Consider the following 19032-nt stretch of genomic DNA (forward strand, 5'->3'; position numbering starts at 1 on the left):
CTTCTGCCGGGTATCGCTTCGTTTGCCGCTCTCGGTCATCGTCCGGGGTGGGCGGGTGAGTGACGTCCCCCTCGGTGAGCACGCCCTGCTGTCTGACTGCGGCACGGGTGCGTTGGTGACGGCCGGGGGTTCAGTGGACTGGTTGTGCCTTCCCCGTTTCGACAGCCCGCCGGTGCTGGGCCGGCTGCTTGATGCGCAAGCGGGGCATTTCCTGCTGGCGCCGGCCGCACGGGGCTTCGTGGCCACCTGGCGGTACCGGTCGCCGGGACTCGTGCTGGAGACCACCTGGTCCGGGCCTGGGGGTGAGTTGGTGGTGCTCGACGCGTTGGCGTTGGGCGCGGGTGAGCGGGGCCATGATCTGGGCCGGTCTGCACCGGGCGTCATACTGCGCCTGGCGAGGTGCACCCGCGGGACGGTGCCGGTGCGCGTGGAGTACGCGCCCCGCCCTGAGTACGGGTTGGTTCATCCCCGGCTGGCCCGCACCGGCGGGTCGATCGTCTCCCGCGGCGGTGCCACGGTCTTGGTGCTCAGCACCGAGGTGGACATGGACCTCACGGACGCGACGGCGTCGGCCACCGTTTCACTGGCCGAGGGTGAGGAGCTGGCGTTCGCGGTAGCGCAGTGCGACCCATGGGGACCGATACCGCCACCGTGGAGCAGGCACCAAGTCCGCCGCAGGTTGAAGGCCACCGAGGCGGGCTGGCGCAGCTGGTCTGCGCTGCATCAGCACTACGACGGGCCGCTGCGCGAACTGGTGCACCACAGTGGGGTTGTGCTCCAAGGTCTGACCTACGCACGCAGCGGTGCTCTCATCGCCGCGCCCACCACGAGTCTGCCCGAAGGAGTCGGCAGCGGCCGTACCTGGGACTACCGCTTCACCTGGCTACGGGATGCGAGCATGACGATGCAGGGCTTGTTCATTGCCGCCTGCCCCGAGGAAGCCGGACGCTTCTTCTCCTTCCTGTCCCGGGCTGCGGGCACCCAACTGGACCGCGGCCTGGATCTGCAGATCGTGTTCGGCGTCGGTGGCGAGCGGGACCTCAGCGAGCGAGAAATCCCACGCCTGTCGGGGTGGCGGGACAGCGGTCCCGTGAGGGTGGGCAACCAGGCGTGGGAACAGCGGCAGCTCGACGTGTACGGCGCCGTCCTGGACGCCGCGTACACCTTCCGCACCCACCTGGCGGACATGTCCGAGGGGACGCGGGTGTTTCTGACCGCCGCTGTCGAGGCGGCCTTCACCCGCTGGCGCCAGGATGACCAGGGCATCTGGGAGGTACGCGGGCAACCGCGGCCCTATCTGCACAGCAAGCTGATGTGCTGGGTGGCCCTGGACCGAGGTATAGCCATGGCCGAGCTGCTCCACGCCAGTGACCGCGTCGCCCGGTGGTCCGCCGAGCGCACGGAACTGCGTGAGACCATTCTGCGTCGCGGTTGGAACGCCGACGTTGGAGCGTTCACCCAGTACTTCGGGTCTGACACCCTGGATGCGTCAATCCTGCTGATGGCGACCGTGGGATTCCTCCCACCCGTCGAGCCCCGCCTCCTGGCCACCATCGACGCCATCGAAGCGGGCCTGACAGACCAGAGCGGGCTGCTGTACCGCTATCGCGGAGGCGACGGGCTCAAGGGCGGGGAAGGCAGCTTCCTGCTATGCACCTTCTGGTTGGCCCACGCCCTGGCCGTCACCGGTCAGGTAGGGCGCGCCCGGAAGGCTCTGGAACGCGCCGCCGGGTTCGCCACCAACCTCGGGCTATTCTCCGAACAGATCGACACCACCAGCGGCGAGCTGTTGGGCAACTTCCCCCAGGCCTTTAGCCATCTTGGTCTGGTCACCGCCGCCCAGGCACTCGCCGATGCTGAGCGTGCCCAATTCACCAATAGCCACACCGTCACGACGTCATCCTGACGAGGATCGGACTCCGTCATGACGGCTCATCGCACTTGACGGGGCTGAGGCGCGGATAGTCGTCCCAACCTAGGATGGGGTCAGGCTGGCCAGGTTCTCCTGCACCACGCCCATCCGGTCCGCGCCAGGCTGAGCTCGCAGCCGGGCGATCATCGCGTCGCTGGCTTCGATGCCATCCACGGACACCCAGGCACGGGCCAGCGGAATGGCCAGCCGCCGGCGCCCAGTACGGACCTCCCAGCTTCGCCTCGGCACTGCCCTGGTCAGTCCAAGCGGTGCGGCGGGCCAGAAATGCCGACAAATCCGCAACCTCGTCTAGCCCTCGGGGAAGAGATGGGTCGAAAGCGTGACGGTGCCACCGGCGCGCAGGGCGGCTGTGACCATCAGCACATTGCTAACCACGGGAAGTACACCTCGAGGTGACGCTGGAGCCCAAGACGACACCCGCAGCAGCATGCCAACGGGCGATGCGTCCTTCCCGATATTAGGCTGGGTATGGCATCCTGAAATGACCCCTCGGGGGGGGTAACGGGGGTCGAACCGTGAAAGGCGACCCGATCGGACGAATGGTTGGGACCAGCGAACGCACGGGGTGGAGGTACCGGACCGGATCCAGAATCGCTCCGGGACAGCCTCAGGCGGCTCCCCGGGCCGGGTATTCGCTCTTCTGGGCAAACTGCAGGCCGGCGAGCACGTCGTCGATAGCTGGCCGACCGAACGGCATCGAGGACACGCTGCTCCAGAACAGGGTTCCATCGGCGTCCAGGACGAACATTCCAGGCTCGTTGAACACCGGTGCCTCGCCGTCCTTGATCGCAGTGGAAATGAACAAGCCCCACTCCCGCGCGGAGGCCTCGGTGAGGCCACATGCCACCGGCAGGTTTCGCAGGTGCCACTGCTCGACCAGTTGAGCGCTGCGCTCGGGTGTCTCCATGCTGACCGCAAGAACCCGGCCCACGCCGGCGTCGTTCAGGTCAACGAGACGTCGATCGAGTTCACCGAGCTGCTTACGGCATACCGGACAGTGCAGCCCTCGGAAGAACACCACGAGGGAGAACCGTCCGCCGGCACCACTTCCCAACGCAAGTTCATCGGTGCTCCCGCCTCCAGTGAGCGGTAGCGACAGGGTGGGTGCGGTCTGGGTGGGATGGAGAGTCATGACAGATTCAACAAAGACACCACCAAAAAGTATTCCGGATCGGTGGTTGATCGTAAGGATCGGACCGTCCGCGCAGCCCAGCCGCAATTTAAGCCATGGCAATGCGGCCAAGAGGAAAAACGCGAGCTTCTGTTGCGCACCCCAACAGTGTCTCCGAGGTCGTTCTAGGCGCCATCGGCGAATACCTCCATGCCAGCTGACGAGTTCCAGCCCGCCGTTCCCCTGCCGGGACGGTGGGCTGGAACGAATTCTCTGAACTTGAGAGCGGCTCTGGAGAAGCGACTGACTTTGTCAATTAGTTTCGTTTCGGGCAGTCAGTATCGTGCAATTAGGTGTTCGCGGCCTGGCGGAGGTTCGTATGGCTCGGGCCAGAATGCGGTGAAAGCGCCGCTGCGTCGTGGTCCACGAGGAAGAACGTCAGCGCGGGAACGGTGTCGGCAAGGGTCGATCCGAACCGGGGCCAATCGCGGTCTTCCAAGCTGTCCCAGAACTCTTTGAAGATGGTCATTGGCCCAGACTATAGAAGTCGCACGCGCTCTTTGGATGAAACTCCGACAGCACCGGGGGCGTAAGCAGCGGGCACCCCTCTGCGTCGCGTTTTCCCGTGCATTGAAGTATGGGCTCTTGGCTTTTCGCCACCTGCGAGGACGGCCCAGGACGCACCCGAGGAAGAGAGCTCGACAAAGTGCTTGCCCGACAGCCGGATATGGGAGTCGGTCCGTTCGGCGTTCACCATACGGACTGAAGTTCTGTACCAGCGGGCAGCAGGCGGACAGTTCAAATGCGTCCGTTGCACATCCGCTTAAGTGTGCCAACAACGAGTGGAATGGCATCGAATGAGCGAACGAAAGGCGTGATGCCTCTGTTACCAACATCCGCGAGAGGATTCACCACATGTGTTTCGGTGCCGGACAAATCATGGCTGTCCAGAACGTGCATAGACCCTGTAGCGTTTGGACGTACATCCGATGCTGACAGGAGTACTGACATGCATGCGACAAGCATCATGGCGAACCTTAGAGTGGCTAACGTCGAGGCCGCGAAGGGGTTCTATACCGACTTCCTCGGGCTCAGTACCGAGGAGTTCAACATGGGCTGGGTGGCCCGCTACACCTCGCCCGCCACACCAGCGAACGTCCAGCTCGTCGTTCGGGACGCAACCGCACCCGAAGACGCGGTCATCTCCGTTTTGACGGATGACATCGAGGGGGCTTATGCACAAGCGCAGCAGCTCGGCTACGAGATCGTGCATCCACTAACGACAGAGCCATGGGGCCACCGCCGCTTCTTTGTCCGAGCGCCGGACGGAAACGTACTCAACGTCGGCTACCACCGGGACTGAAACAACGGCGGGCGGCAAACAACCAACCGCGATTCTGACGGACGCGGCTTTCACGGCGGCCGATGGCAGATGGCCGATCGGCTCGAGAGCGATTTGAACCGCCCTGCAACCAGTGGCAACGGGCAGCCCCGCGCGAACCCGTGAGCCTGCCGCCTCGGTGACCTTGGAAGTGCCGGCCTCGTATCGGCATTCACGAAAAGTCGCGCCCCTGGCAGCGAAACGGAAAGCCCATTTCATACTTTGTCCGAGTACTTGGGCCTTGACAACGCCACGAGACGCGGATAGGCCAATATCAAAATGACCATCGGCGGTGGTCTGAACGAGCCGAGGGATGTGCTCGGCGTGGCGGTCTGGGCCCTGCTCAACCACCCGCAACAGCTGGCCCAGGTCGTAGCCGATCCGGCACTGTTCCCGCTGACCTTTGAAGAGGCTGTCCGTTGGGTTGCCCCGATCGGCATGTACCCCCGCGAAACCACGAAATCCACTGTTCTGGACGGCATTCAACTGCCTCGGGGGGCACATTTGGGCGTAGTGATAGGCGCGGCAAACCGGGACCCGAAGGTTTTTGCCGATCCCGAATCCTTCAACATCAACCGGGAGAAGAAGCCCCATCTGGCCTTCGGCGGCGGCAATCATTTCTGCGCCGGAACGTGGGTGGCCCGGGCCTCCGTCGCCGGCGTTGCCCTGCCCGACCTCTTCAGGGAACTGCCGGGTCTCCGGCTTGACCCCGAACGTCCCGCCGTCGATGCCGGCTGGGTCTTCCGTGGCATGACTGACCTCCCGGTGACCTGGGACAGCAACTCCGCCAGCCAACTAAGCATCTAAGGAATCAGCAGCATGACAAAACTCAGCTTTCACCACTCCGACGGAAGCATCGACGTCGTCGAGACGGACTCCGAAACATCCATCATGCGGGCTGCCGTGACGAACGGCGTCCGCGGCATTGTCGGCGAATGCGGCGGCCAAGCCATGTGTGCCACCTGTCATGTGTATGTACGGCCGGAATATCTGGGCGGACTCCCCGGAATCGGTGACGACGAAGATGAAATGCTGGACTGCACCGCGGATCCCCGCGACGACGTCCGCAGCCGCTTGGGCTGCCAGATAAAACTCGGCACCGGCTTTGATGAGCTCGAAGTCGACGTCCCGGGCAGCCAGGTCTAGCTCCCATGGACGATCGGATGAACTTTTCCACGAACGCGCCGGCGCACCACGTCGTCGTTGTGGGTAACGGCCAGGCCGGAATCCAGCTTATCGATTCGCTGCGTACCGAGGGCTACAGCGGTAGAGTCACCCTCCTGGGTGAGGAGACGCATTTCCCATACCAGCGTCCCCCGCTGTCCAAGGACTATATGGCTGCGGGGAGCACACCCGAAGCGCTGCCGTTGCGGGCGGAGAAATTCTTTCCCGAGAACGACGTCGATTCCCGGCTTGGCGTCCGCGTCACGGCCATCGACCGCGCCGCCCGGACGGTAACCCTCGACGACGGCAGCACGGTGGCGTACTCCACACTGGTGCTCGCCACGGGTGCTGCCAATCGCTCGCTCAGCGTTCCCGGGAGCACGCTGGCAGGGGTCCACGGACTGCGGACTCTCGCCGACGCCGAGGCTGTCCATGCCCGTTTGGGCGATGTTGGCGCCGTCGTCGTTATCGGTGCGGGCTTTATCGGGCTTGAGTTCGCCGCGGCGGCCCGGCAGCGCGGCATCGCGGTGACGGTACTGGAATTTGCGGACCGCCCGATGGGACGCACCCTGTCCCCCGCCCTGTCACGGTATTTCGTTGGCGCGCATGAGCGCATGGGTGTCACCCTGCGCCTCGGTGAGGGAATTGCATCCTTTACCGGGAACGCCGGCCGGGTCACGAGTGTCGAGAGCACCACCGGTACGTCCTATCCGGCCGACCTGGTGCTCGTGGGGATCGGCGTGGTCCCGCGGACGGACCTGGCCGCCGCCTCCGGGCTGGCCGTGGAGAACGGGATCACGGTGGACAGCAGCCTGCGGACCGCGGACCCGAATGTCTTCGCCATCGGCGATTGTGCAAACTACCCCAGTCACCATGCTGGTACCCGAACGCGGCTGGAGTCCGTGCAGAACGCCACAGACCAGGCTCGGCACGCGGCCAAAGCTATTTTGGGCCGCAGCGGGAGCTACGCACAACTACCCTGGTTCTGGTCCCAGCAGGGTGCGCTGAAGCTGCAGATCGCGGGTTTGGTGCAGTCCGGTGACACAACGGTGCTGCGCGGAGATCCGGCGACGGATAAGTTCTCCGTCTTCAGCTTCCGCGGCGGCCGGCTCGCCGCCGTCGAATCCGTCAACAAACCCGGCGATCACATGGCGGCACGCCGGCTTCTGGATCAGGGCCGTTCGGTGTCCCCGGAGCAGGCCGCAGACCTCGGGTTCGACGTCAAGTCCTACTCCAAGGCCCAATAGGCGGAGACCCGCGTCACAGTGGGACATGAGCTGCGTCATACTTGCACCTGATTATCGTATATGATTTCATACATCATTAGCGGTTCACCGACAGCGTTCGCCTCCGGCCACAGTGAGGTGGCCACAATACTAAGGAAAACCCATGAGCACCCTGCCCCTTGCGCAGCGCAGACCGGCCCGGGATAACCGGCGGGTAGCGTTTGCCACCATCGTCGGGACCACGATCGAGTGGTACGACTTTTTCATCTACGCCAACGCCGCCGGATTGGTCTTCGCCAAGCTCTTCTTTGAGCCAGCTGGAAGCGACATAGGAATCCTTATTTCCTTCGCCTCAGTCGGCCTGAGCTTCCTGTTCCGTCCGTTGGGCGCCTTCCTCGCCGGGCATTTCGGTGACAGGATCGGACGGCGGGCCATGTTGGTGATCACCCTGATCATGATGGGAGCGGCCACGACATTGATCGGTGTGCTCCCCACCTATGAATCGGCCGGAATCGTCGCCCCGATCCTCCTGCTGATGCTTCGCATCCTGCAGGGCATTTCCGCCGGCGGCGAGTGGGGCGGTGCCGTCCTGATGGCCGTCGAGCACGCTCCCCGTTCCAGGCGCGGTCTGTTCGGTTCGTTCCCACAGCTGGGTGTTCCACTGGGCATGCTGCTTGCCTCCGGCGTCCTGGCGCTTATGTCCGGAGTCATCTCCCCCGGCCAGGCCTTCGTTGAGTGGGGCTGGCGCGTTCCGTTCCTGCTGAGCTTCGTTCTGATCATCGTCGGATACATCGTGCGGCGCAGTGTTGACGAGAGCCCCGTCTTCGAGGAAATCGCCAGGAAGAAGAAACAGACTCGTGTGCCGATCGTGGAGCTATTCAAGAAGCATTGGCTGCTGGTCATCATTGCCGCCCTGGTCTTCGCGGGAAATAACGCCGCCGGCTACATGACGACCGGCGGGTACATCCTGAATTACTCCACCAACCCCAAGGGTCTGCACATGGACCGCACCGAGGTACTGCTTGCCGTCACCGGCTCTGCCGTTCTCTGGTTCATTTTCACCCTCGTGTCGGGATACCTCGCTGACTGGATCGGCCGCAAGAAGACCTACCTGATCGGCTACTCCTGCCTGGTGGTTACCGTCTTCCCGCTCTTCTGGATGGTGAATACGGGGAACATCTGGTCACTCTTCCTGGGACTCGCCATGTTCACCGTAGGGCTTGGACTCACGTACGGTCCGCAGGCCGCCCTGTACAGCGAGCTGTTCCCGGCGTCCATCCGCTTCTCTGGCGTTGCGATCTCCTATGCCCTCGGTGCCATTCTCGGTGGCGCCTTCGCGCCAACCATCGCCACTGCGCTGGTCCAAGCCACCGGGACCACCGTTTCGGTATCCATCTACCTCCTGATCCTTGCGCTGATATCCATGGGTGCGGTCTTGCTCATTCGTGAACGCAAAGGTATTGACCTGAGCATCGACAATCAGGCCGAGCAGGAAGTTGGCGGTCTCATGCTCGACCAGCGGCGCGGCGTTTCGACCGACGATGTGGTCAAGACGAGGGCCTAACCGCACGGCAATATGAGGCAGTGAAATATGGGGCAGTCCGGTCCGGGCTGCCCCATATTTCCGCATTCATCGTCTTCGGCTCGACCCGCGGGTGACGCCTCTCTTTACGACTCTCTTTACGGCGCACGACGCCGTCACCCGATCTTGGTGAGTGCCGGCGTCGTGCGCCGTTTAACCGGTCGAGGGGACACCGTAACCCACCCTTTGCCGGTCGGCAGAGCACGGTTACGTGTCACCTCAACGGTGGGTCCGCCAAGTCATTCCGCGCCGCAGGAGCGTGCGCGCCGCATTGTCCACGCAGCCAGCATGGCCACACCCAGCTCAAGGGCGACGACGCCTAACATCGTGGCCGAGTTGGAAGCCGTACCGGTCATGCGAGTGCCGTTGGGACCCGTGGTGCCGTGCTGGTGGCCGGCCATGGAGCCGGGCGCCAAGAGAAGGGCGGCGTGCACAGCGACCATGATCAAAGCCATGGCGAAGAGGACGTGCACGGCCCTGTCATTGGTGTTGCGCCACACGGCCAGTGCACACGGGAGGCACGCGGCGGCCATGAGCAGCATCAGCCCGCTTTCCCAAGGCATCACCCGGTGCTCCCAGCCCATCCACAGGTGCGCGATGACCGAGGCAAGCGCGACGGCGGCGCACAGGCGCGCGTGCTGCCTGCCTCGGACGCCAGCCCCGATTTCGGGACGGGTGTCAGCAACGGCAGCGGTCGTCACCATCGGGTCCACTCTCATGCCGGGCCGGCCCGCTGGCCGGCACGTCCAACACTGGGCTGCGGTCAAAGAACCCTTCCGGCCGCAGCTTGAAGCCGACGGAGTCAACGGGCATGATCGGCCAATCCTCCACCCTCGGGAAATGTGTCAGCCCGAACGTGTGCCAGACTACGATGTCCTGGCCGTCGATGTCGCGGTCCGCGGCGATGTAGGCGGGCAGACCGGCCCCACCACTATGCTGGTTGACGAAGTCGCCCGTCGGGTAGTGCTCGCCCTCAGCGAACTGCGTGACCCAAAGATCCTTCGTCGCAAACGCGGCCCGTTTGGCCACCGACGACTCCGGGTCCGCCAACAGCATGGGCTGGCCCTGGGGATGGAGCTTGTAGGCCACCGGGTCCCCCAGCCGGTTGAGTGACGTCGGGTTGGATATCACCCACGTCCGGCCGCTGCGCATGTCCGCCTCCCGGACGGCCTGGGACTCCGTGGCCAGCACCGTGCGCGTGCGGCTGAAGGCGTTGCCGCGTTCATTTCCCTCGCCCATCGGCACGCGCACCACGTCCTCCTCCTCCACCCGGTTCGCCAGTCCATCCACGGCCATGTCGAGGCGCGCCCCGAACAGGTGCTGGTGGTAGGGCGCGCCAAGCCCGGGCGCCAGCTCGGAAGCGTACGGGTAACCCTTCCCGGGGTAGGCGCTGGTGAAGACGATCCCGGTGGCCTTGGCCTCAAACTCGATGGTTCCGTCCAGGTAGAGGTACCAGTAAAATCCGTAGTCGTAATTGCCGATGGTGGTGAAGAAGGAAATCACCAGGCGGCGGTTGCGGCGGGTGTAGTCGATCCCGCTCCACAGGTCCGAGTGCTTGGACAGGATCGACCAATCCTCTTCATGCATGCAGATGCCGTTGTGGATCTCGCGGGGGTTGCCGAAGGCGTCGCTGATCACCGGGCTCAGGTAGGTGATCTCACCCAGGCAGTCGCATCCGAGTTCCAGGGAATTTGCGTACTGGCCGACCAGGTATTCACCCGTGTCGAAGTAGTTTTGCCAGGACCGCACGGGCGAGGGGTCGCCGTAGGGGACCACCATCTCGGCAATGGAGGCGCGATTGATGATGGAGCGCTTCCGGCCGCCGTCGGCAAACGAGAGGTTGTGCAGGATCACGCCTTCGCGGGCGTCGAAGCCGACGTCCAGACTCCACTTCTCCCACTCAATGTGGTTGCCGCCCGCGACGGTGAAGCTGGAGCCTTCCGGCTGGGTGATGATGATCGGCTTTTGCGTCTCCCGCATCGGACCCGTCAGCTCGGGGTCGGTGTAGTTGCCGTGCTCCGCGGGAACAGAAACCGCGCCGTAGTCCAGGACCGCGTCCACAGACTTGTTGACGACGTCGACATAGGCCACGAGCCCGTCGACGGGGTGAGCCCAGGGGCTGTCCTCCGGGAAATTTTGCACAAAGGCGAGCCCGCGCAGGATGCGCCGGCCCTTTTCCTCCGGATATTCGAAGACACCTGCGGAAAGCGGCGCCACGCGCACCTTGGCAACGTCCAGGTTCCGGGCTGCGAGCGCCTTGAGCCATTCGGCGTTGGTCGAGAGTATCGCCTCAACGACCTCGAATTCCTCTGCCAGGACCGGAAGCTCCCCCATCACCGCGGTGTCAAGCTCGACGGCGGATTCGACGGCGCCCCGGGTCACCGAGACCACCACGTCCTTGGTGGCGGCTCCGGCAACGTCATGCAGGAACGCGCGGTACCGGCGGTCAACCTCAGCCGCCACGGAGTGTCCCCGCGGCGGGTCCAGCAGTCCCAGATAGGCAAATCGCACGGCGTCCCCCAGCAGGCCGGCGGTGAGCAGGATGTCCCGGACTGCGGTGATTTCTGCGGCGGAGACCAGTGAATAGGAGGAGGCTTCGACGTCCGTGGCGGCAGTCATGGCTACCCTTTCTGTGGTGCGGCGGCCATGGCAGGCCGTTGGAAAGTTTTTATTCTATGAATGTAGAGAATACTCACACGTAAGATGCACCACAAGGGGTCAGCCCCATTTTGTTTGCCGCGACGGCCCGCCAGGAGAACTTCAATGCCCAAGATTGTCGACCACGACCAGCGTCGGCTTGAGCTGGTGGATGCCACCTGGCGGATCATTGCCCAGCATGGGATTGAGGGTGCCACCATGCGTGAAATCGCACTGGAGGCAGGCTTTGCGAACGGCGCCCTGAAGCCCTACTTCCCCAATAAGGATGAGCTGATCACCTTCGCCTTTGGCCACGTCTTCAACCGGACCAACCAGCGCATCGCCGGCACCTCCGCAGGCAAGGTGGGTCTGGAGGCGCTGCGCGCCTTTTGCCAGGAGGTGCTCCCCCTGGATGACGACCGCATCTACGAAGCCCGCATCGTCATCCCGTTCTGGCAAAAGGCCCTCACCGACCCCGCCAAGGCCGAGTTGCACGAGACGTCCATGAACCAGTGGCGCTCCGCCATGGACGGATACCTGCGAGAGGCGCGGGCCCGCGGGGAAGTTACGGCATCCACAAGCAACGAAGACATCGTCAACCAATTGCTGAGCATGCTTCTGGGTGCCCAGATCGTTGCGGCCATGTCCCCCGGGGCGCACCTGCCGGCGCAATTGAGCGCCCAGCTCGACGCCTACCTGCTGCTCCTGCATGCTGAAAGTCGGGCCGCCTGAGGCTCGCATCCGCTTTTATTCGCCAATTGTCGAAAATAAGTGACAGCGGCCACACCAGCAGCTAAAGTGAAGGAAAAGTGCTGTCCGCCACACCTTCGCAGGAGCCTCCCGCGCCCCGCAGAGGCCCGTCGGGGCGGCATGCTCCCGCCACAGGCCTTCGCACCACTAGGGAATTTGCCAATGACCGTCTCCCTCGACACTTGCTCTCCCAATACCGCCGAAGCCGTCCAGACGGCCGTTGCCCACTCCTTCTCCGCCTGGCATGACCTCATCTCCGAATCCTTCGTTCCGCTGCATGTCCGCTCCAGCGACCCGACCCACTTCCACGGCCGGCTCCGCTCCCGCCTCCTGGACGAGCTGTCCATCGTCGAGGTCACGGCCACGGGGCACAGCGTGCACCGGACCCCGTCGCTGATCTCCCGATCGGACCGGCTGTACTTCAAGTTGAACCTGCAGCTTGAAGGCAGCGGGATCCTGGTCCAGGACAACCGCGAGGCCGTCCTCCTGCCCGGGGACCTCGCCGTTTACGACACCCACCGCCCCTACACGCTGGCCTTCGAATCCGATTTCCGCACACTGGTGCTGATGTTCCCGCACGACGCCCTGGACCTGCCGGCCGGTTCCGTGGGCGGGCTGACGGCGACGCGGATGGCCGCCGACCAGGGGCTGGGTCGCATGATCAGCCCCTTCATGACCCAGCTGGCCGAAAACCTCGAGGTGCTCTCCGGTCCCAGCGGCCACCGTCTGGCCCACAACGCGGTGGACTTGCTCGGCACCTTGTTCGCCGCGGAACTGGACCACCGCCAGGACGGCACCGGTCACCCGCACGAGGAACTTTTGGGCAGGATCCGCCGCTTCATCGAGGTCAACCTGGCCGACCCCGGTCTATCCCCGGCAAGCGTCGCTGCGGCGCACTTCATCTCCACCCGTCACTTGCACAACGTCTTCCAGGAGGCCGGCACGACGGTGGCCCAGTGGATCCGCACGCGGCGGCTCGAGAACTGCCGCCGCGAACTGCGCGACCCGCTTCAGGCCCATCGCGCCGTCAGCGCCATTGCGGCACGCTGGGGCTTTCTGGAAGCGGCGCACTTTAGCCGCATTTTCCGTGCCGCCTTTGGCGAGCCGCCGAGCAGCTACCGCAGGGCCGCCGCCCAGGCCTGAGCCTGAAACCGCCTTTGCACCGGGCGAGGCAGTTGTTCGCCTGGGGTCAACAGCCTTTCACTAAATGACAAGACGGCCCGGTGGCGATCGGTGAAACTGGGGGCAGCAAGGAATTACAGCATTGCCCCACAGGCAGTGCACCCACCGACTCGAAGTGGAGTTTTCATGGAAACGTATGCCGACCTCCTCACATCCATCGCACCGGCCGCCGGCCAGAGCCGAACACTGCTGGACCCGGCAACGGGTGAAGCAGTGGGCGAGGCGCCGGTCCACACAGTTAAAGACCTGGAACGCGCAATCGCCGCCGCCGCGGCAGCCCAGCCGGCCTGGGCGGCCCTGGGCCACGAGGCCCGCAGCGCCGCGCTGCTCAGGGCGGCAGACGCCGTCGAACGCTCCGCCGAGGCACTGGCCGTGCTGCTCTCCCGCGAGCAGGGCAAGCCGCTCAACGGCCCCAACGCCCGCTTCGAGGTCGGCGCCTGCGCCGCCTGGCTGCGCGCCACCGCCGCGACCGAACTGTCCCCGGAGACGGTGGTGGACGACGGCGAAACGCACGCCGAGATCCACTACCGCCCCATCGGCGTCGTCGGTGCGATCGGGCCCTGGAACTGGCCCATGATGATCTCGGTCTGGCAACTCGCCCCGGCCCTGCGCATGGGCAACGCCGTGGTCCTCAAACCCTCCGAATACACCCCGCTGAGCGTGCTGGCCCTGGTCAACGTCATCAACCAGGAACTCCCCGAGGGCCTCCTCTCGGTGGTCTGCGGCGGCCGGGACGTGGGCGCCCGCCTGGCGGAGCACCCCGCCATCGGCAAAATCATGTTCACCGGCTCCACCGCAACGGGGAAGGCCATCATCAAGTCCTCGGCCGGCACCGTCAAGCGCCTGACCCTTGAACTCGGCGGCAACGACGCCGGAATTGTGCTCCCCGACGCCGATCCGAAAGCCATCGCTGAAGACCTGTTCTGGGGTGCGTTCATCAACACCGGCCAGACCTGTGCGGCCCTGAAACGGCTCTACGTGCACGAGGACATCTATGACGATGTCTGCCAAGCCCTCGCAACCGTCGCCGCCGCAATGCCGATGGGCGTGGGGCTGGACGAGGCCAACGTGCTCGGACCGCTGCAGAACAAGGCGCAATACGACATCGTGGCGCGGCTCGTGGAAGCTGCCAAGGACTCCGGTGCGCGCGTGCTGCTGGGCGGGAACCCGGACCCGGCGCAGCCCGGCTACTTCTACCCGACCACACTCGTGGCAGACATCGACAACAACAACCCCCTGGTGGCAGAGGAACAATTCGGCCCGGCCCTGCCCATCATCCGGTACAGCACCGTTGACGAGGCGGTGGCCATGGCCAACGGCCTGGACGTCGGGCTCGGCGCCTCCGTCTGGTCCTCCGACCCGGCCAGGGCCCGCAGCGTGGCGGCGCGTATCCAGGCCGGCACCGTGTGGATCAACAAGCACGGCGCCGTGGATCCCCGCATTCCGTTCGGCGGGGCCAAACAGTCCGGCTACGGGCTCGAATTCGGCGTCGAAGGCCTCAAAGCCCTCGGCGTCCCCCAAGTGATCAACGGCTAATTCCAAGCCCGGGACCGCAGCCATCCACCTTGGCTGTGGTCCCGTCGCATGCCCCGGTCGGGCGTTTCCGGCAGGCGTCTCAGGACGTGCTGGCGACAAACTTTGCACTGGCAGTCAACGGCGGTGCCGTCAACAACAAGTCGCAGTCGGTGATTCCTGCCACACTCAAGGCATCTTTATTCTCCAATGGAGGTTTTAATGTCACACGAACAAACCCTTCCGGCCGCCGGCACCGCCGCCAGCAACGCGGACACCAGGGGCCTGAGCAAGCGCACGCTCGGCGTGCCCGCGCTCGTCTTCATGATCATCGCCGCATCCGCCCCGCTGACCGTCGTCGGCGGCGGAGTGCCGAGCAACTTCGCCGTCAGCGCCAACCTGGGCATTCCCTTATCCTTCGTCGTACTGGGCGTCTGCCTGGCCCTGTTCGCCGTCGGCTATGCTGCCATGAGCTCGCACATCCGCAACGCCGGGGCGTTCTACGCCTACATCGCCCAGGGCCTGGGCCGGGCCACCGGCGTCGGCGCCTCATGGGTCGCGCTGGTCTCCTACAACGCCATGCAGGTGGGCATCTACGGCCTGTTCGGCTTCGCGCTGTCGTCGTTCATCAACGGCAAGCTCGGCACCAACATCCCCTGGTGGGTCGCGGCTCTCGTTGGCTTCGTGATTGTTGGCTGGCTCGGCGTGAACAAGGTCGACCTGTCGGCGAAGGTGATCGGCGTGCTCGTCGCCGGTGAGTTCCTGGCCGTTATCGTCTTCGACGTGATCTCCTTCGTTGTCAGCCCGGAAGGCACCAGCGGTGCCGGATTTGCGCCCTCGGACCTGTTCACGGCCAGCGTCGGGGCCGCCCTGTCGTTCAGCATGGCCGCGTTCATGGGCTTTGAATCGGCCGCGATCTACAGCGAGGAGGCGAAGGACCCGAAGCGCTCGATCGCCCGGGCCACCTACATCGCCGTCGGCATCATCTCGGTGTTCTACGCCGTCTCCTCGTGGGCCATGATGATCGGCATCGGTCCGGGCAACATCATCGCCGAGTCCCAGAAGCAGGGCCCGGATCTGCTGTTCAACTTCCTCACCGACCATGGCGCTGTGATCGTTTCGGACGTTGCCCAGGTCCTGTTCGTCACCAGCCTGCTCGCCGCGCTCATCGCGTTCCACAACGCCGTCGCCCGCTATGTCTTCTCGCTCGGCCGGGAGGGCGTGCTGCCGCGCTCCCTGGCCCGCGTTAACCGGCGCCATGCCCCGGTGGCTGGCTCGCTTGTCCAGTCCGCGCTGGCCCTGGTCATGCTGGCCGTGTTCGCGATCGCCGGCACCGGCTCCGAGCTCGGCCTGCTGTACCCGGTCCTGACGTTCTTCACCTGGCTGACGAACACCGGCGCGTTCGGCCTGGTCCTGCTGCTCGTGATGATCTCGGTGGCCGTGATCGGTTACTTCCGCAAGCACCGCGGCGAGTACTCGGCCTGGACGCGGCTCGTCGCCCCTACATTAGCGGCCATCACACTGGGCATCGTGTTCGTATTGATCGTGGTGAACTTCAATGTACTGATTGGCTCCACCGAGTTCTCGCCACTGTCCGTGATCCTGCCGGCCATCGTGATCCTGCCCGGCATCGCCGGCGTCTTCTGGGGGCTGCGGCTGAAGAAGCACCGGCCGGACGTCTACCGGGGCATCGGCTTCGGCGGGGCACCGGACACCTCCTCCTGACACCACATTCACCGAAACCGAGGATCGCGCCGATCGCGTACCCGATGGAGATGCCCGAGTAGCGTATGTACGCCGGGAACATTTCGGCGTACATCGCCGACTGCGGCCCGTAGGACAGTCCCAAGCCGATGGTCAGGACGAACCGCTGCGAGACCCTAGCGGAAGTCGCTGCTCGCGTCGATCAGCAGGAACATGGGAATCATCCAGACGAAGATCAGCGCGTGGCCGTCCACGAACGTGGCACGGCGCCCGATCTTGGGACCTCCAGGCCCGGCCGCTGAAGTGACAGCACCTGCGGGTGTCAGGCCCGTCCACGGAATGAGAAGACAGCGCCTAGGAGTTCGCGAGCATGCAACCCTAGGATGCTGTCCTCCAAATACCCCGAATATCCGGCCACACGCAGGAGCTGTCTTCTGAATTTCGGTGCCGGCAGCCCTGGCGTGTCCCGCTCTGAATAATTCTTTCGCCCGGGCAGTTGACGTGACGGGGGCAACATGGCAAAGTTGATCGTATACGATATCGTACTTGATGGTGTGGGGTCCCCGCAGGCCCCCGCAACTCATCCATCCCCAGCCCAGGAGAGTTCCGTGGAACAAGTCACCGCAGCCACCGTCAAGCAGGCCGGCAAGGTTGTTGCCGTCCATCTGGCGTACCAGTCGCGGGCTGACCAGCGCGGGCGCACCCCGGCCAAGCCGTCCTACTTCCTCAAGGCGTCGTCGTCACTGAGCCTGACCGGTTCCGAGATCGAGCGCCCCGCCGGTTGTGAACTCCTCGCCTATGAGGGCGAGATCGCCCTGGTGATCGGCACCGCCGCACGCCGCGTCAGCGTCGAGGACGCCTGGTCCCACGTCGGGTACATCACCGCCAGCAATGATCTTGGCGTCTATGACCTCAAGTACGCGGACAAGGGATCCAACGTCCGCTCCAAGTCCGGGGACGGCTTCACCCCTTTCGGCCCCGGACTGATTCCGGCGGCCGACGTCGACCCGACCGCCCTGCGCGTGCGCACCTGGGTCAACGGCGACCCCGTCCAGGACGACACCACCGAGGGATTGATCTTCCCGTTCAGCCAGATCGTCGCGGACCTGTCCCAGCTCATGACGCTGGAACCGGGCGACGTCATCCTCACGGGCACCCCGGCCGGCTCCTCCGTCGCCGTGCCCGGCGACGTCATCGAGGTGGAAGTCAGCTCCCCCGCCCCGGGAGCGGGCACTGCAGAATCGAATACGGCAGAATTGAGCACCGGGCGGCTGCGCACCGTCGTCGTGCAGGGGGAAACGCCATTCGCGGACTTCGGCAGCGGGCCCATGGCCACCGACGCCGACCGCGAGGACGCCTACGGCTCCGCAGAAGCCGCCGGCCTGACACCAAAGGGGCTCAGCGCCGAGCTCAAGCGAAAGCTCACCAGTGTCGGCACGGCCACGCTGAGCGCGCAGCTGCGCAAGCGCGGGTTGAACAACGTCAGCATCGACGGGCTGAAGTCCACCCGCCCCGAGCTCCGAATCGCCGGCACCGCCCGCACCCTGCGCTATGTGCCCAACCGCGAGGACCTGTTCAAGGCGCACGGCGGCGGCTACAACGCCCAGAAGCGCATCATCAACACGCTCAACGACGGCGACGTGCTGGTCATGGAGGCCCGCGGCGAGCCCGGCACGGGCACTGTGGGCGACATCCTGGCCCTGCGCGCCCAGATCAAGGGCGCCGCGGCCATCGTGACCGACGGCGGCGTCCGAGACGTTGCGGCTGTGGCCGCCCTGGACATGCCGACCTTCTTTACCGGCGCCCACCCCGCGGTCCTGGGCCGCAAGCACATCCCCTGGGACACGGACCTGACCATCTCCTGCGGCGGTGCCACCGTCCAGCCCGGCGACATCATCGTCGGCGACGCTGACGGGGTGCTCGTCATCCCGCCGTCGTTGGCGGAAGAGGTGGCCGACGACGCCATCACCCAGGAGCACGAGGAAATCTACATCGCCGAAATGGTCGCGGAAGGCAACAGCGTGGAGGGACTGTACCCGATGAACGCGGCCTGGAAGGCCAGGTTCGCCGAATGGGCCACCACGCATCCGAACCCGGCGGCACAACCGTGAGCAGCACAACCGCGAGCAGCGAAACCGGCAGCAGTGAAACCGGCAGCAAGTCCGAGCGGGCCTACGCCGCCATCAAGGAAAAGATCCTCGGCGGTGAGTACACCCCCGGCTACCGGCTGGTACTGGCCAAGCTGGCCGATGACCTCGGTTTCTCCGTGGTGCCGGTGCGCGAGGCCATCCGCCGCTTGGAGGCCGAAAGCTTCGTCACCTTCGAGCGGAATGTCGGCGCCACGGTGGCCGGGATCGATCCCACCGAGTACCTGTACACGATGCAGACCCTGAGTATCGTGGAGGGTGCCGCCACGGCACTGTCCGCTCCCCTGATCACCGGCTCCGACATCGCCAGGGCCCGGGCCGTCAACGCCGCGATGCGCGAGTCGCTGGAACATTTTGACCCCATCCGCTTCACAGCGCTGAACCAGGAGTTCCACAGCGTCCTGTTTGAAAACTGCCCTAACCCGCACATCCTTGACCTGGTCCACCGCGGCTGGAACCGGCTGCAGGCCCTGCGTTCCTCCACGTTCGCCTACGTCCCGGGCCGGGCCAGCGAATCAGTGGCCGAGCACGAGGCGCTGCTGAAGCTGCTGGAGAGCGGGGCCAAGGCCGACGACGTCGAACGCGCCGCCCGCGCCCACCGCGCTGCCACCTTGGACGCCTACCTTGCCCGCAACGCCCGTGACCAGCCGGTGGCCCTATTTCATGAACACGCCCCGTTAGCCCCCTCTCACTAGCACCACAA

17 protein-coding genes and 1 pseudogene are annotated in these 19032 nt (G+C 65.0%); 12 read left to right on the top strand and 6 right to left on the bottom strand.

The annotated features are described in order from the left end of the window. Positions 1 to 55: 55 nt before the first annotated feature. The gene (locus tag QMG52_RS17260; RefSeq protein ID WP_283561663.1) at positions 56 to 1906 is read left to right on the top strand and encodes a glycoside hydrolase family 15 protein; all 1851 of its coding nucleotides are present in this window, start codon (positions 56 to 58) and stop codon (positions 1904 to 1906) included. A gap of 69 nt (positions 1907 to 1975) precedes the next feature. On the opposite strand, the gene QMG52_RS17265 is transcribed toward QMG52_RS17260, so the two are convergent. From QMG52_RS17265 to QMG52_RS17275, 3 genes are all read right to left on the bottom strand, one after another. Continuing rightward, the gene (locus tag QMG52_RS17265; RefSeq protein WP_283561664.1) at positions 1976 to 2161 is read right to left on the bottom strand and encodes a class I SAM-dependent methyltransferase; all 186 of its coding nucleotides are present in this window, start codon (positions 2159 to 2161) and stop codon (positions 1976 to 1978) included. A gap of 379 nt (positions 2162 to 2540) precedes the next feature. Further along, a complete protein-coding gene (locus QMG52_RS17270; protein WP_283561665.1) occupies positions 2541 to 3065 on the bottom strand; it encodes a peroxiredoxin-like family protein in 525 nt (174 codons plus the stop codon). Positions 3066 to 3393: 328 nt separating this feature from the next. After that, the gene (locus tag QMG52_RS17275; protein ID WP_283561666.1) at positions 3394 to 3573 is read right to left on the bottom strand and encodes a hypothetical protein; all 180 of its coding nucleotides are present in this window, start codon (positions 3571 to 3573) and stop codon (positions 3394 to 3396) included. A gap of 480 nt (positions 3574 to 4053) precedes the next feature. Between QMG52_RS17275 and QMG52_RS17280 the strand changes: the two genes are divergently transcribed. From QMG52_RS17280 to QMG52_RS17300, 5 genes are all read left to right on the top strand, one after another. Beyond that, entirely contained in the window at positions 4054 to 4407 is a 354-nt protein-coding gene (locus QMG52_RS17280) for a VOC family protein (protein WP_283561667.1), read from the top strand. Positions 4408 to 4704: 297 nt separating this feature from the next. Further along, entirely contained in the window at positions 4705 to 5232 is a 528-nt protein-coding gene (locus QMG52_RS17285; RefSeq protein WP_283561668.1) for a cytochrome P450, read from the top strand. A 12-nt stretch (positions 5233 to 5244) separates the two neighbouring features. Beyond that, on the top strand, positions 5245 to 5571 hold the full coding sequence (locus QMG52_RS17290; RefSeq protein ID WP_283561670.1) for a 2Fe-2S iron-sulfur cluster-binding protein: 327 nt from the start codon (positions 5245 to 5247) through the stop codon (positions 5569 to 5571). A gap of 17 nt (positions 5572 to 5588) precedes the next feature. Beyond that, entirely contained in the window at positions 5589 to 6836 is a 1248-nt protein-coding gene (locus tag QMG52_RS17295) for an NAD(P)/FAD-dependent oxidoreductase (protein ID WP_283561671.1), read from the top strand. A gap of 142 nt (positions 6837 to 6978) precedes the next feature. Further along, entirely contained in the window at positions 6979 to 8379 is a 1401-nt protein-coding gene (locus QMG52_RS17300) for an MFS transporter (protein ID WP_283561672.1), read from the top strand. A gap of 257 nt (positions 8380 to 8636) precedes the next feature. Here the strand turns inward: QMG52_RS17300 and QMG52_RS17305 are convergent, their stop codons facing one another. Both QMG52_RS17305 and QMG52_RS17310 read right to left on the bottom strand, forming a co-directional pair. Further along, on the bottom strand, positions 8637 to 9101 hold the full coding sequence (locus QMG52_RS17305) for a hypothetical protein (RefSeq protein ID WP_283561673.1): 465 nt from the start codon (positions 9099 to 9101) through the stop codon (positions 8637 to 8639). Beyond that, complete coding sequence (locus QMG52_RS17310; RefSeq protein WP_283561674.1) at positions 9076 to 11016, bottom strand: primary-amine oxidase; 1941 nt, start codon at positions 11014 to 11016, stop codon at positions 9076 to 9078. Before QMG52_RS17310 ends, QMG52_RS17305 begins: the two co-directional genes overlap by 26 nt. 144 nt (positions 11017 to 11160) lie before the next feature. Between QMG52_RS17310 and QMG52_RS17315 the strand changes: the two genes are divergently transcribed. From QMG52_RS17315 to QMG52_RS17330, 4 genes are all read left to right on the top strand, one after another. Beyond that, entirely contained in the window at positions 11161 to 11766 is a 606-nt protein-coding gene (locus QMG52_RS17315; RefSeq protein ID WP_283561675.1) for a TetR/AcrR family transcriptional regulator, read from the top strand. Between the two features lie 180 nt (positions 11767 to 11946). Continuing rightward, on the top strand, positions 11947 to 12927 hold the full coding sequence (locus tag QMG52_RS17320) for an AraC-like ligand-binding domain-containing protein (RefSeq protein ID WP_283561676.1): 981 nt from the start codon (positions 11947 to 11949) through the stop codon (positions 12925 to 12927). Between the two features lie 165 nt (positions 12928 to 13092). Next, positions 13093 to 14502: an aldehyde dehydrogenase family protein gene (locus tag QMG52_RS17325; protein WP_283561677.1), complete on the top strand. Its 1410-nt coding sequence runs from the start codon at positions 13093 to 13095 to the stop codon at positions 14500 to 14502. 198 nt (positions 14503 to 14700) lie between these two features. After that, positions 14701 to 16203, top strand: a complete 1503-nt coding sequence (locus tag QMG52_RS17330) for an APC family permease (RefSeq protein ID WP_283561678.1) — start codon at positions 14701 to 14703, stop codon at positions 16201 to 16203. A 16-nt stretch (positions 16204 to 16219) separates the two neighbouring features. Here the strand turns inward: QMG52_RS17330 and QMG52_RS17335 are convergent. Beyond that, positions 16220 to 16460 (bottom strand): annotated as a pseudogene (locus QMG52_RS17335) (MFS transporter); the annotation flags it as partial. 330 nt (positions 16461 to 16790) lie between these two features. Here QMG52_RS17335 and QMG52_RS17340 point away from each other — a divergent pair. Beyond that, positions 16791 to 18293, top strand: coding sequence for a fumarylacetoacetate hydrolase family protein (locus QMG52_RS17340; protein ID WP_283561679.1), 1503 nt, complete (start codon positions 16791 to 16793; stop codon positions 18291 to 18293). Further along, positions 18290 to 19024 (top strand): GntR family transcriptional regulator, encoded by a 735-nt coding sequence (locus QMG52_RS17345; protein WP_283561680.1) that lies wholly within the window; start codon positions 18290 to 18292, stop codon positions 19022 to 19024. Before QMG52_RS17340 ends, QMG52_RS17345 begins: the two co-directional genes overlap by 4 nt. Positions 19025 to 19032 lie beyond the last annotated feature (8 nt).

Source organism: Paenarthrobacter sp. PH39-S1, assembly GCF_030063245.1.
In the GTDB taxonomy this organism is placed as follows: domain Bacteria; phylum Actinomycetota; class Actinomycetes; order Actinomycetales; family Micrococcaceae; genus Arthrobacter_M.

Excerpts from the sequence above, each read along its gene's own strand:
- QMG52_RS17315 (WP_283561675.1), top strand. The coding sequence starts at position 11,161 with ATGCCCAAGATTGTCGACCACGACCAGCGTCGGCTTGAGCTGGTGGAT.
- QMG52_RS17280 (WP_283561667.1), top strand. The coding sequence starts at position 4,054 with ATGCATGCGACAAGCATCATGGCGAACCTTAGAGTGGCTAACGTCGAG.
- QMG52_RS17275 (WP_283561666.1), bottom strand. The coding sequence starts at position 3,573 with ATGACCATCTTCAAAGAGTTCTGGGACAGCTTGGAAGACCGCGATTGG.
- QMG52_RS17305 (WP_283561673.1), bottom strand. The coding sequence starts at position 9,101 with ATGGTGACGACCGCTGCCGTTGCTGACACCCGTCCCGAAATCGGGGCT.
- QMG52_RS17285 (WP_283561668.1), top strand. The coding sequence starts at position 4,705 with ATGACCATCGGCGGTGGTCTGAACGAGCCGAGGGATGTGCTCGGCGTG.
- QMG52_RS17325 (WP_283561677.1), top strand. The coding sequence starts at position 13,093 with ATGGAAACGTATGCCGACCTCCTCACATCCATCGCACCGGCCGCCGGC.
- QMG52_RS17330 (WP_283561678.1), top strand. The coding sequence starts at position 14,701 with ATGTCACACGAACAAACCCTTCCGGCCGCCGGCACCGCCGCCAGCAAC.
- QMG52_RS17320 (WP_283561676.1), top strand. The coding sequence starts at position 11,947 with ATGACCGTCTCCCTCGACACTTGCTCTCCCAATACCGCCGAAGCCGTC.
- QMG52_RS17300 (WP_283561672.1), top strand. The coding sequence starts at position 6,979 with ATGAGCACCCTGCCCCTTGCGCAGCGCAGACCGGCCCGGGATAACCGG.
- QMG52_RS17270 (WP_283561665.1), bottom strand. The coding sequence starts at position 3,065 with ATGACTCTCCATCCCACCCAGACCGCACCCACCCTGTCGCTACCGCTC.
- QMG52_RS17290 (WP_283561670.1), top strand. The coding sequence starts at position 5,245 with ATGACAAAACTCAGCTTTCACCACTCCGACGGAAGCATCGACGTCGTC.
- QMG52_RS17310 (WP_283561674.1), bottom strand. The coding sequence starts at position 11,016 with ATGACTGCCGCCACGGACGTCGAAGCCTCCTCCTATTCACTGGTCTCC.
- QMG52_RS17295 (WP_283561671.1), top strand. The coding sequence starts at position 5,589 with ATGAACTTTTCCACGAACGCGCCGGCGCACCACGTCGTCGTTGTGGGT.